At 72.4% G+C, this 11,514-nt stretch carries 12 protein-coding genes; 6 read left to right on the top strand and 6 right to left on the bottom strand.

Annotation, left to right across the window (positions count from 1 at the left end; genetic code table 11):
- Nucleotides 1–84 precede the first annotated feature (84 nt).
- Nucleotides 85–1,488: a mannose-1-phosphate guanylyltransferase/mannose-6-phosphate isomerase gene (locus QFW77_RS13610; RefSeq protein WP_280575312.1), complete on the bottom strand. Its 1,404-nt coding sequence runs from the start codon at nt 1,486–1,488 to the stop codon at nt 85–87.
- Between the two features lie 197 nt (nt 1,489–1,685).
- Between QFW77_RS13610 and murU the strand changes: the two genes are divergently transcribed.
- Complete coding sequence (gene murU, locus QFW77_RS13605) at nt 1,686–2,390, top strand: N-acetylmuramate alpha-1-phosphate uridylyltransferase MurU (protein ID WP_280575311.1); 705 nt, start codon at nt 1,686–1,688, stop codon at nt 2,388–2,390.
- Between the two features lie 16 nt (nt 2,391–2,406).
- Here the strand turns inward: murU and hda are convergent, their stop codons facing one another.
- Genes hda through QFW77_RS13590 form a run of 3 tightly spaced genes read right to left on the bottom strand, consistent with a single transcriptional unit; the run spans nt 2,407 to nt 5,286 of the window.
- Nucleotides 2,407–3,147 (bottom strand): DnaA regulatory inactivator Hda, encoded by a 741-nt coding sequence (gene hda / locus QFW77_RS13600; protein ID WP_280575310.1) that lies wholly within the window; start codon nt 3,145–3,147, stop codon nt 2,407–2,409.
- The gene (locus QFW77_RS13595) at nt 3,144–4,304 is read right to left on the bottom strand and encodes an AI-2E family transporter (protein ID WP_280575309.1); all 1,161 of its coding nucleotides are present in this window, start codon (nt 4,302–4,304) and stop codon (nt 3,144–3,146) included. The genes hda and QFW77_RS13595 overlap by 4 nt, the downstream gene beginning before the upstream one ends.
- Before the next feature lie 10 nt (nt 4,305–4,314).
- Nucleotides 4,315–5,286, bottom strand: a complete 972-nt coding sequence (locus QFW77_RS13590; protein WP_425603351.1) for a DUF2066 domain-containing protein — start codon at nt 5,284–5,286, stop codon at nt 4,315–4,317.
- A gap of 234 nt (nt 5,287–5,520) precedes the next feature.
- Here QFW77_RS13590 and purM point away from each other — a divergent pair, with 234 nt between their 5' ends.
- Genes purM through QFW77_RS13570 form a run of 4 tightly spaced genes read left to right on the top strand, consistent with a single transcriptional unit; the run spans nt 5,521 to nt 8,749 of the window.
- Nucleotides 5,521–6,594: a phosphoribosylformylglycinamidine cyclo-ligase gene (gene purM, locus QFW77_RS13585; RefSeq protein ID WP_425603349.1), complete on the top strand. Its 1,074-nt coding sequence runs from the start codon at nt 5,521–5,523 to the stop codon at nt 6,592–6,594.
- A gap of 7 nt (nt 6,595–6,601) precedes the next feature.
- Entirely contained in the window at nt 6,602–7,291 is a 690-nt protein-coding gene (gene purN / locus QFW77_RS13580) for a phosphoribosylglycinamide formyltransferase (RefSeq protein ID WP_280575307.1), read from the top strand.
- Nucleotides 7,292–7,301: 10 nt separating this feature from the next.
- Entirely contained in the window at nt 7,302–8,024 is a 723-nt protein-coding gene (locus QFW77_RS13575; protein WP_280575306.1) for a DUF3108 domain-containing protein, read from the top strand.
- 2 nt (nt 8,025–8,026) lie between these two features.
- Nucleotides 8,027–8,749, top strand: a complete 723-nt coding sequence (locus tag QFW77_RS13570; protein ID WP_280575305.1) for a DUF3108 domain-containing protein — start codon at nt 8,027–8,029, stop codon at nt 8,747–8,749.
- Nucleotides 8,750–8,751: 2 nt separating this feature from the next.
- Here QFW77_RS13570 and murA read toward each other — a convergent pair whose 3' ends face one another.
- Nucleotides 8,752–10,011 (bottom strand): UDP-N-acetylglucosamine 1-carboxyvinyltransferase, encoded by a 1,260-nt coding sequence (murA, locus tag QFW77_RS13565; RefSeq protein ID WP_280575304.1) that lies wholly within the window; start codon nt 10,009–10,011, stop codon nt 8,752–8,754.
- Between the two features lie 64 nt (nt 10,012–10,075).
- Nucleotides 10,076–10,321, bottom strand: a complete 246-nt coding sequence (locus QFW77_RS13560) for a BolA family protein (protein ID WP_280575303.1) — start codon at nt 10,319–10,321, stop codon at nt 10,076–10,078.
- A gap of 153 nt (nt 10,322–10,474) precedes the next feature.
- On the opposite strand from QFW77_RS13560, the gene QFW77_RS13555 reads away from it, so the two are divergent.
- Nucleotides 10,475–11,473: a KpsF/GutQ family sugar-phosphate isomerase gene (locus QFW77_RS13555; RefSeq protein WP_280575302.1), complete on the top strand. Its 999-nt coding sequence runs from the start codon at nt 10,475–10,477 to the stop codon at nt 11,471–11,473.
- Nucleotides 11,474–11,514 lie beyond the last annotated feature (41 nt).

Below are 11,514 nucleotides of genomic sequence, written 5' to 3'. Positions count from 1 at the left end.
CGGCCCGCCCGCGAACTCCACGGCCGCGCGCACCGGGCGCCGTGCCGGTCCGCCCGCAAACGGCTGCCGCCAGCGAAACCAGCCCTACGAACGCCCGTACACGTCCTCGTAGCGGACGATGTCGTCCTCGCCCAGGTAGCCGCCGGACTGCACCTCGATCAGCTCCAGTACCTCGGTCCCCGGATTCTCCAGCCGGTGCTTCGCCCCAAGCGGAATGTAGGTGGACTGGTTGGCGTGCAGCTCGAACACGTCGTTGTCGCGCGTCACCCGCGCCGTGCCGCGCACCACGATCCAGTGCTCCGCGCGATGGCGATGCGACTGCAGCGACAACCTGCCGCCCGGCTTCACCTTGATCCGCTTCACCTGGAACCCCTCGTCGGCATCGATCGAATCGTAGCTGCCCCAGGGCCGGTGCACCTCGCGGTGCAGCACCGCATGGCTGCGCTGGTCCGACTTCAAACGCGCCACCACCTCCTTGACCTGCTGGACCCGATCCTTGCGCGCCACCAGCACCGCATCGTCGGTTTCCACCACCACCAGGTCGTCGACCCCGACCAGCGCCACCAGCCGGCGCGCGTACGCATAGCTGTTGCGCGTATCCACCGCGATCACGTCGCCGTGGTGCGCGTTGCCGTCGGCGTCCTGTTCGCTCACCTGCCACAGCGCCGACCATGAGCCGACATCGTTCCAGCCGATCTCCACCGCCAGCACCATCGCCCGGTCGGTGCGTTCCATCACCGCGTAGTCGATCGAATCTGCCGGCGACGCCGCGAACGCCTCGCGCTCCAGCCGTACGAAATCGCCGTCGCGGCTCGCTCCCTCGGAGGCACGCCGGACCGCCTCGACGATGTCCGGATTGAAGCGGCCCAATTCCTCCAGGTAGCGCGATGCGCGGAACAGGAACATGCCGCTGTTCCAGTAGTAGTCGCCGCTGTCGACGTAGCCGCGCGCGGTGGCCGCATCGGGCTTCTCGACGAAGCGCAGGACCGCACGAACTCCAGCCCCCGGGGCCGCCTGGATGTAGCCGAAACCGGTTTCCGGCGTCGCCGCAACGATCCCGAACGTGACCAGCGCACCGCCCTGCGCCGCGGGGATCGCTTCGCGCACCGCACTGCGAAACGCGGCGGCGTCGCGCACCACGTGGTCGGACGGCAGCACCAGCAACAGCGGGTCCGCGCCCCCGGCCGTGGCCTGCAGCGCCGCCGCGGCGATCGCCGGCGCGGTATTGCGCCCGGCGGGCTCGAGCACGATCGCCGCGCCCTCCACGCCCACCTGGCGCAGCTGTTCGGCGGCCAGGAACCTGTGCTCCTCGTTGGCGACCACCACCGGCGGCGCCGCCGACAGCTCCCGCACCCGCAGCCAGGTGTCCTGCAGCATCGTCGCCTCGCCGGCCAACGGCAGGAACTGCTTGGGATAGGCCTCGCGCGACAGCGGCCACAACCGCGTGCCCGAACCTCCGGAGAGCAGCACCACCTGGAGTTCGCTCATCGTCTTCTCGCCTGCGGCAGGCCCGGCAGTTTACCCTGTGGCCCGCAGCAGGCCGGTCCGCCGGAGAGACGCATGGAGAACACCAACCACCCGGTTCAGCCGGCGGCCAGCCCACTGCGCACCGCAGCGGAGCGGGACGTGCCCGCGGCCGCCGCCTGCCGCGGACCACGCGCCGGTCCGCCACGGCGGACCTCGCCGTGAGGGCGCTGATCTTCGCCGCCGGCCTCGGCGAACGCATGCGCCCGCTGACCGAGCACACCCCGAAGCCGCTGCTTGCCGCCGGCGGCAAGCCGTTGATCGCATGGCACCTGGAGCGGCTGGCCGCGGCCGGGGTGCGCGAGGTGGTGATCAACACCTCGTGGCTGGCCCGGCAATTTCCCCGGACGCTCGGCGACGGCGCCGCGTGGGGCCTGCGGATCCGCTACTCCCACGAAGGCGACACTCCGCTGGAGACGGGCGGCGGCCTCTGGCATGCGCTGCCGCTGCTGGGCAACGAGCCCTTCATCGCCGTCAACGGCGACATCTGGACCGATTTCGATTTCGCCAGGCTCCCGGAGCGGCCGGCCGGCGACGCGCATCTCGTGCTGATCGACAACCCGCTGCACAACCCCCACGGCGATTTCCACCTCACCGCGGACGGCGACGTGCACGGCGACGGGCCGCAGCGGCTGACCTTCGCCGGCATCGGCATGTACCGGGCCTCGCTGTTCGACGACTGGCGCCGGGTCATCGGTGCCGCCCCCGGGGCGGAGGCCGAGCCGCCGCGCTTCCGGCTGGCGCCGCTGCTGCGCGCGGCGATGGCCGAGGGCCAGGTGACGGGGGAACGCCACCCGGGCCGCTGGACCGATGTCGGCACCCCGCAGCGCCTGGCGGAACTGGACGCGAGCCTGGCGGAAGACTGAGCGCGTCCGCCCGCGGTCAGCTTCGGCCGGCCGCGTCCGCATCCTCGTCCAACACCTGGCGCAGGAACGGCACGGTCAGCCGCCGCTGCGCCGCCAGCGATGCACGGTCGAGACGGTCGAGCAGCCCCGTCAGCGTCGCCAGGTCGCGCCCGACCCGCCGCAGCAGCCAGTCCAGCGCTGCATCGTCGAGACCGAGGCCGCGGCGCTGCGCACGCAGCTGCAGCACCGCGCGCCGCCCATCGTCGTCGAGCGGCGCGAGCGCGAAGCGCACGCACTGGGACAGGCGCGAACGCAGGTCGGGCAACGCCAGCGGCAGCTCGGCGGGCAACCCCTGCGCGGTGTAGAGCACCGCCTTGCCGGCGGCGCGCGCCCGATTGTGGAAGTCGAACAGCGCCACCTCGTCGTCGCGGTCGCCAGCGACCGTCTCCAGCGCATCCAGGGCGATCAGGTCGTAGTCGTGCAGCGACTGCAGCGCATCGCCGAGCCTGCCGCGCGCGCTGGCCAGCGGCAGGAACGCCGCCCGCCGCCCGTGCGCTTCGACTTCCGCGCAGGTCGCCAACGCCAGGTGGGTCTTGCCGGCGGCGGCGGCGCCGGACAGGTGGCACCATTCGGTCCCGGGCACCGTGGCCAGCGCGCGCAGGTGCTGCAACAGGCCCGCCGGCGCGGCGAGGAAGGCCTCGAAGCGCTGGTCCGGCGGGCAGCGCAACGCCAGCGGCAGCTGCGCGCCGCCGCCGGAGGCGTGCCGGGCGTCGCTCACGCCGGCGGCGGCTCGTGGCGCACGCCATCGGCATGCGTCACCCGCTCGCCGATGACCAGCCCCGCGGGCTCCCCCGAATACAGCCGGCTCTTGCAGTATCGCTCCTGGGCGAAGCTGATCATCACGTTGGCGATCGCCGCCACCGGCAGCGCCAGCAGCATGCCCAGGAAGCCGAACAGCTGGCCGCCCGCCATCACCGCGAAGATCACCGCCACCGGATGCAGGCCGATGCGGTCGCCCACCAGCCGCGGCGTGAGCACGTAGCTCTCCAGCAGCTGGCCGGCGGTGAACACCACGCCGCCGAGGATCAGCAGCTGCCAGTCGATGCCCTGCACCTGCACCACCGCAGCCAGGAGCATGAGCACCGCGCCGACCGTGGCGCCCAGATAGGGCACGAAGCTGATCAGGCCGGCGATCAGGCCGACCAGGATTCCCAGCCGCAGGCCGATCACCTGCAGGCCGATGGCGTAGAACGCGCCCTGCGCCAGCATCACCATGAACTGGCCGCGCAGGAAGCCGCCGAGCACATCGTTGGATTCGCGCGCCAGCCGCGTCACCGTGTCCAGATGATCTCGCGGCACCAGCGCCGCCATCCGCTCCACCAGCTTGTCCCAGTCGCGCAGGAAATAGAACGTCAGGATCGGCAACAGCACCAGGTTGACGATCCAGGCGATGAACGCGAACCCGGAGCGCTGCACGTAGCCGAAGAAGGTGGCGGCGATGCCGCCGGCCTGCTCCCAGTGGTCGCGAACCAGGTCGATCAGCTGCTGCGGGTCGAGCCAGGTGGAGATCGAAATGCCCGTCCGCCGCTCCACCCATGGCATCGCCGTCTGCAGGAACCACTCGCGGTAGGTCGGCAGGCTGTCGATCAGGGTGACGATCTGCGACTCCACCATCGGCACCAGGATCAGCAGCGCCAGCACCAGCAGCAGCACCATCATCAGGAACACGAGGGTCACCGCCACGGTGCGCGACCGGCCGCGGCGCTCGATCCGGTCGACCAGCGGATCGCCCAGCCAGCCGAGCAGCGCGGCCAGCACGAACGGGGTCAGGATCGGACCCAGCGCCCACAGCAGCCAGAACACCACCGCCAGCACCAGGCCCCACTGCAGGCGCTTGAGGAACAGCGCGATCTCGTCGTTGGCGCGATCGGTCATGGCGTGCCGCCTATCGCACCAGGCGGAAGATCGGAGTGCCGGTGTCGAGCGGCGTCTCGACCTCGATCAGCACGTCTTCGCCGGCCAGGCGGCGGAACCCGGACAGCCCGGTCAGCAGCTCCAGCTCGAGTTCCAGGCCGTCGGCGGTCGCCCGCACCGGGGTGATGGCGCGGACCACGGAGAGGCCCTGCAGGTGCCCGGTCAGGCGGACGAAGTCGTCGCTGCTGTCGATGCCGGCGAACAGCACCCGGTAACGCCCCGCCGGGCCCGTCTCCACGGTGCGCGCGTAGCGCTTGACCAGGGCGTCGGCCGCGCCATCGGCTCCCGCGGCCATCGCCAGCCGCGCGTTGCCGTCCTCGCTCGACCATTGCGAGAGCACCCGGCCGTCGTCGACGAAGGCCCAGTCCGCCTTCCAGCCACCCTGGTGGCGGTAGAGCTTGCCGATCAGCTGCATGGGCGGGCGGTAGCGGGCCGACAGCCGCGCCACCGCGGCGCTGTCGCCGCGCCAGATCGCGCCGACCGCGGCCTGCTCGGCGGCGCTGCCGCGCGGCAGGCCGAGCTGGTAGCCGCGCTGGCGGGCGCGGTCGAGGATCGAGCGCACCACGTTGTTCTGGTTGAGGTTGACCAGGCGCGCACCGTTGCCGTCGTCGATCGCCAGCCACAGCACCGGCTTGGGCCGCGGTTCGGGCCAGACCGGCAAACCGAGCGCGCTCGCCACCGCCTCGACCGCCTCCTCGTCGAAACGGACCACCAGCGTGGTCTGGAACGTCGGCGCGCCGCTGGCGGCCACGCCCTCGTCCTGGCGGTAATCGTAGTGCTCGACGTAGCTCTCGGCGCGGCGGAGTTCCTGGGAGACGCCGGGGCGGCTGGCGGCGGCGCGGTCGCCCGAAATCTTGCCGAGCACCTGCGCCAGCGCACGGGCGAAACCGGTCCTGCGCTCGGCCTCCTGCTGGCCCTTGACCGCCACCTCGGCCTCGTACATCCCGCTGGCGCGCGCGGTGTCGCCCTCCACGCGCTGGGCGAGCGCCTGCCCGGCGAGCACCAGCCAGCCCAACAGCAGCCAGCCGGACCACCCCGCTACCCGTTTCGCTTGCGGCATTCCTCGTCCTTCATGCGGCGACAACGGCGGAATGGTGCCACAAAGCCGGCGGCCGTTCCGGTTTCCGGCGCCGGCGGGCCGGGGGCGCCGCGGCCGGCTCGGTCACCCCCTGCTAGAATCCGCGCTCGCTCCCGACCGCCCGCCGCCGTGACCGCACCCACCCCCCTGACCTACCGCGACGCCGGCGTCGACATCGATGCCGGCAATGCCTTCGTCGAGAGGATCAAACCCCTGGTCCGGCGCACGCTGCGCCCCGGGGTGATGGGTGGGCTGGGCGGTTTCGGCGCGCTCTTCGACCTGTCCGGCCGCTACCGCGAACCGGTGCTGGTATCGGGCACCGACGGGGTCGGCACCAAGCTCAAGCTCGCCCAGCAGCTCGACCGCCACGACAGCATCGGCATCGACCTGGTGGCGATGTGCGTGAACGACATCCTGGTGCAGGGCGCCGAACCGCTGTTCTTCCTCGATTACTTCGCCACCGGCCGGCTCGAGGTCGACACCGCAGCGGCGGTCGTCGGCGGGATCGCGCGGGGGTGCGAGCTCGCCGGCTGCGCGCTGATCGGCGGCGAGACCGCCGAGATGCCCGACATGTACGCGCCCGGCGAATACGACCTGGCCGGCTTCGGCGTGGGTGCGGTGGAAAAGTCGGCGCTGCTCGACGGCAGCCGGGTGCGCGCCGGCGACGTGCTGTTCGGCATCGCCTCCAGCGGCCCCCATTCCAATGGCTATTCGCTGGTGCGGCGGATCTTCGACAGGGCCGGGCGTCCGGGCGAGCTGGATCTGGGCGGCACCCGGCTGATCGACGCGCTGATGGCGCCCACCACGATCTACGTCAAGCCGGTCCTGGCGCTGCTGGCCGAAGAGGCGGGCGGCGCGGTCCATGCCATGGCGCACATCACCGGCGGCGGCCTGAGCGAGAACATCGTCAGGGTGATTCCCGAAGCGCTCGGCCTGGAGATCGAGGCGTCGGCCTGGCCGCTGCCGCCGGTGTTCGAGTGGCTGCAGCGCGAGGGCGCGGTGGCGCGCGAGGAGATGTGGCGCACCTTCAACTGCGGCATCGGTTTCGTGCTGGTGGTGGCCGCCGACCGTCTGGCCGAAGTCGGGGCGGCGCTCGATGCCGCCGCGCTGGCGCACTGGCGGATCGGCACCGTGGTGCCCGCGGGCGGCCGTGGCCGGGTCCGCATCGGCTGAAGCCGGCTTGTCAGCGCCTTCCCCCCCGGCCCCGGCGACCCGGCCGTATCGCATCGCCGTGCTCGCCTCGGGGCGCGGCAGCAACCTGCAGGCGCTGATCGACGCGATCGCGGCGGGGACCCTCCGCGCGACCCTGAGCGGCGTGTTCTCCGACCGCGCCGACGCCGGCGCGCTGGAACGCGCCCGGGCCGCCGGCATTCCGGCGCTGGCGCTGGCGCCACGCGCGTTCGCCTCGCGCGCCGACTTCGACCGCGAACTGTTCGCCCGCATCGACGCCGCCGCGCCCGACCTGGTGGTCTGCGCCGGGTACATGCGCCTGCTCGACGCGGCGCCGGTGGAGGCGCGTGCCGGTGCGCTGGTCAACATCCACCCCTCGCTGCTGCCCGCCTTCAAGGGCCTGCACACGCACCGGCGCGCGCTCGAGGCGGGCGCGCGCGAGCACGGCGCCAGCGTGCACTTCGTGACCGCCGACCTGGATGGCGGCCCGGTGATCGCGCAGGCGCGCGTGCCGGTGCTCGCCGGGGACGACGCCACGGCGCTCGGCGCGCGGGTGCTGGCGCGCGAGCACCCGCTGCTGGTGGAGACGGTCCGGCTGCTCGCGGCGGGACGGATCGCCCTGCATGAACGACGGGTTCATCTGGACGGCGGCGAACTGGCCGCACCGCTTCAGCTGCCAGCCAACAACCGCTTTGCATGATGGGGCACCGATGAGATCCCTTTCCCTCGCCCTCGCGACCCTGCTGCTGGCGTGGCTGCCCCAGGGGCGCGCCGCGGCACTGGAGCCGTTCCTCGCCACGTACGACGCGTGGTACGAGGGCCGGCACGCCGGCGATGCCACCATGCGGGTCGCGCACCTCGACGGTACGCGCTGGGAAGTGGAGCTGGACATCCGCGGCCGCCACGGGCTGTTGGGGCTGGCGCGGCTCAACATGGGCCAGAGCACCGTGTTCGACGTCGCCGACGACGGCGGGCGCTTCCGCCCGCTCACCCAGCGCACCGTGCGCAAGGCGCTGTTCTTCGGCCGGGAGATCGACGGCGTCTACGACTGGGACGCCGGCACGGCGCAATGGAGCGGCGACGTCAGCAAGCGCCGACGCAACCCGGTGCCGCTGCGCGAAGGAGACCTGAGCGCGCTGCTGATCAACCTGGCGATCATCCGCGACGCCGAACCCGGCGTCACCCTGAACTACCGCTTCGTCGACAACGGACGCGCGCGCGATCACGTCTACCGGGTCGCCGAGGAGCCGGAGATCGTCGAAGTGGGCGACCTCAGCTACAGCGCGCTGCGCGTTTCACGGGTCGACGATGACGACGATGAGACGCTGGTGTGGGTGGCCAGCGGCGTGCCCACGCCGATCCGCATCCTGAAACGCGACGCGGAGGGCGACGACGTCGACCTGCGCCTGATCGAATACCAAGGAACCGAATGACCATGAGCAAGCACTTCTCCGCGGCGCCCGGAAAGTTCGTCCGGCGCCTGGCGCTGACCGCCGCCCTCGGCCTGGCCAGTGCCGCCAGCTGGGCGGTGGAGCCGTTCTCGGCCGAATACCAGGCCAGCTACATGGGCATGCAGGGCGACGGCAAGATGACCCTGCAGGCCGCCGGCCCGGGACGCTGGCGCTACAGCCTCGACGTCACCGGCATGGGCGCGCGCCTCTCCCAGAGCACCACCTTCGAGGAGCACGACGGCCGCTGGCGCCCGGTGAGCAGCACCGATTCGCAGGCCGGCGAGTCGGGGCTGGCGGCGATGCTGATCAAGAAACGCACCGTCGAGGCGACCTACGACTGGGACAAGGGCGAGGCACGCTGGAGCGGCGACGTCGAAGAGGACGAGGCCGGCCCGGTGCCGCTGCGCCCCGGCGACATGGACGGCATGCTGATGAACCTGGCGGTGGTCCGCGACGTGGCCGCCGGCAAGCCGCTGGAATACCGCCTGGTGGAGGACGGCCGCGCCAGGGAGCAGAACTTCCGCGTCGAGGGCAAGGAGACCGTGACCGTGGGCGGCCGCTCGCACGAGGCCACCAAGGTGGTCCGCGAGAGCGGCAGCCGCCGGATCACGGCCTGGATCGTCGAGGGCATGCCGGTGCCGGCGCGAATCCTGCAGCAGCGCCGCGGCCGCGACCACATCGACCTGCAGCTGCAGTCGATCCGGTAGGCTCAGTCGACCCGGCGGATGTCGGCGCCCAGCGCCGACAGTTTGCGCTCCAGGCGCTCGTAGCCGCGGTCGAGGTGATAGATCCGGTCGATGCTGGTCTCGCCCTCGGCGACCAGCCCGGCCAGCACCAGCGATGCGGAGGCGCGCAGGTCGGTGGCCATCACCGGCGCGCCGCTCAGGCGGGCGACGCCGGCGACCGTGGCGCGCGCACCGTCCACCGCGATGTCGGCGCCCAGCCGCAGCAGCTCGTTGACGTGCATGAAGCGGTTTTCGAAGATCGTCTCGTCGATGGTGGCGCGGCCCTCGGCGATGCAGTTCATCGCCATCAGCTGCGCCTGCATGTCGGTGGGAAAGCCCGGATGCGGTGCGGTGACCACGTCCACCGCGCGCGGGCGCCGGCCGCGCATGTCGGCGCGGATGCGGTCGCCGTCGACCTCGATCGAGACCCCCGCCTCCTGCAGTTTTTCCAGCACCGCGACCAGGGTGTCGGCGCGCGCGCGGGTCGCGGTCACGCAGCCGCCGGTCATCGCCGCGGCCACCAGGAAGGTGCCGGTCTCGATGCGATCCGGCAGCACGTCGTGCGCCCCGCCGCCCAGGCGATCCACGCCGCGCACCACGATCCGCGGCGTGCCCGCACCCTCGATGTCGGCGCCCAGCGCCACCAGGCACGCCGCCAGGTCGACGATCTCGGGCTCGCAGGCGGCGTTGTCGATCACCGTGGTGCCGCTGGCCAGCGTCGCCGCGGCCAAGGCGTTCTCGGTGGCGCCCACGCTCACCGTCTCGAAGGCGATGTCGGCGCCGCGCAGCCGCCCGGCCCGCGCCTTGATGTAGCCGTGCTCGACCTCGACCTCCGCGCCGAGCGCGCGCATCGCCGCGATGTGCAGGTCGACCGGGCGCGAGCCGATCGCGCAGCCGCCCGGCAGCGAGACTTCGGCGGCGCCGTGCCGGGCCAGCAGGGGCCCCAGCACCAGCACCGAGGCGCGCATGGTGCGCACCAGCTCGTAGGGCGCGACGTGGTCGCGCACGCTGCGCGGGTCGATGGCGAAGCGGCCCGCCTCGACGTCGTGGCGTACCCCGGCGCCGAGTTCGGCCAGCAGCCGCGCGGTGGTGAGCACGTCGCGCAGGTTGGGGACGTTGCCGATCTCGACCGGCCCGTCCGCCAGCAGGCTGGCGAACAGGATCGGCAGCACCGCGTTCTTGGCGCCCGAGACGGCGACCTCCCCTTCCAGCGCGCGTCCGCCGGTGACGACGATCTTCTGCATGGCGGTCAGGCCTGCGGGCGCCGTCCCGGACCGGGCGATTCCACCCGGCCGGCCGGCGGCCGCATCAGCCCCGTCCCTCCGGGGCGTGCTCGGCCGGGGTCAGGGTACGCAGCGCCAGCGCGTGGATCTCGGCGCCCATCAGCGTGCCCAGGGTGGCGTAGACCATGCGGTGCCGGGCCAGCGGCAGCTTGCCGGCGAAGTCCTCGGAGACCACCAGGGCCTCGAAATGGACCCCGTCCTCGCCCTGGACCTCGACCCGGGCGCCGGGCATGCCCTGTTCGATCAGCTGACGGATCGCGTGCGCGTCCAACCTGGAAACTCCTGAGTGAGGCCAGCCTGCTCGAGGCCCGCCGGTTGAAGCCCGGCTGAGCCGCGAGCCCGGAATTCCGGAGCGCGTGGGCCGCACGGGCGCGAAAGGCATAAAATGAACCGCTTAGCCTAACGGAAAGGCCCGCGCTTAGAAATGGCCGCAGACCCCGTACACCCCGCCGCCGACGCCGATTTCGCCGCCAGCGGCCGGCGGGTGATCGAGATCGAGACCCGCGCCCTGCAGGCCCTGGGCGGGCGCATCGACGGCGCCTTCAGCGCCGCCTGCCGGGTGATCCTCGGCTGCCGCGGACGCGTGGTCTGCACCGGCATGGGCAAGTCGGGGCATATCGCCCGCAAGATCGCCGCCACCCTGGCCTCGACCGGCACCCCGGCGTTCTACGTGCACCCCGGCGAAGCCGGCCACGGCGACCTCGGCATGATCACCGATGCCGACGCGGTGCTGGCGCTCTCGTATTCCGGCGAATCCGACGAGATCCTGATGCTGCTGCCGGTCCTGCGGCGCCAGGGCAATCCGCTGATCGCCATGACCGGCCGCGCCCAGTCCACGCTGGCGCGCGAGGCCGACGTGCACCTCGACGTCAGCGTCGCCGAGGAGGCCTGCCCGCTCCACCTGGCGCCCACCGCCAGCACCACCGCCACCCTCGCCGCCGGCGACGCGCTGGCGGTGGCGCTGCTGGAGGCGCGCGGCTTCACCGCGGACGATTTCGCCCGCTCGCACCCGGCCGGTGCGCTCGGCCGCCGCCTGCTGCTGCACATCGCCGACGTCATGCACACCGGCGCCGCGATCCCGCAGGTGGCCGAGGACGCCAGCCTGGGCGACGTGCTGCTGGAGATGAGCCGCAAGCGCCTGGGCATGACCGCCGTGGTCGATGGCGAGGGCCGCCTCGCCGGCCTCTTCACCGACGGCGACCTGCGCCGGATGCTCGCCGACGAGCGCATCGACGTGCGCGCCACCCGTATCGTCGAGATCATGACCCGCACCCCGGTCACCATCGACGCGGACGCCCTCGCGGTCGAGGCCGCGCGCCTGATGGAGACCCACAAGATCAACGCGCTGCTGGTGGTCGACAGCGAGCGGCGCGTGGTCGGCGCGCTCAACATTCACGACCTGTTGCGTGCCCGCGTCGTCTGATGGGCGGCACCGCGCCGATTCCCCGCCCGAGGCAGATCCCC

Origin of the sequence: Luteimonas endophytica (genome assembly GCF_029887875.1) — a bacterium.
Lineage (GTDB): Bacteria > Pseudomonadota > Gammaproteobacteria > Xanthomonadales > Xanthomonadaceae > Luteimonas > Luteimonas endophytica.
The sequence above is the reverse complement of the archived record's forward strand: the minus strand, read 5'-3'. Positions and strand labels throughout refer to the sequence as shown.

Bases quoted from the DNA above. Each gene is read 5' to 3' on its own strand.
- QFW77_RS13570 (WP_280575305.1), top strand. From the start codon at position 8,027: ATGAGCAAGCACTTCTCCGCGGCGCCCGGAAAGTTCGTCCGGCGCCTG.
- QFW77_RS13555 (WP_280575302.1), top strand. From the start codon at position 10,475: ATGGCCGCAGACCCCGTACACCCCGCCGCCGACGCCGATTTCGCCGCC.
- murA (WP_280575304.1), bottom strand. From the start codon at position 10,011: ATGCAGAAGATCGTCGTCACCGGCGGACGCGCGCTGGAAGGGGAGGTC.
- QFW77_RS13575 (WP_280575306.1), top strand. From the start codon at position 7,302: ATGAGATCCCTTTCCCTCGCCCTCGCGACCCTGCTGCTGGCGTGGCTG.
- QFW77_RS13590 (WP_425603351.1), bottom strand. From the start codon at position 5,286: ATGTACGAGGCCGAGGTGGCGGTCAAGGGCCAGCAGGAGGCCGAGCGC.
- QFW77_RS13610 (WP_280575312.1), bottom strand. From the start codon at position 1,488: ATGAGCGAACTCCAGGTGGTGCTGCTCTCCGGAGGTTCGGGCACGCGG.
- QFW77_RS13595 (WP_280575309.1), bottom strand. From the start codon at position 4,304: ATGACCGATCGCGCCAACGACGAGATCGCGCTGTTCCTCAAGCGCCTG.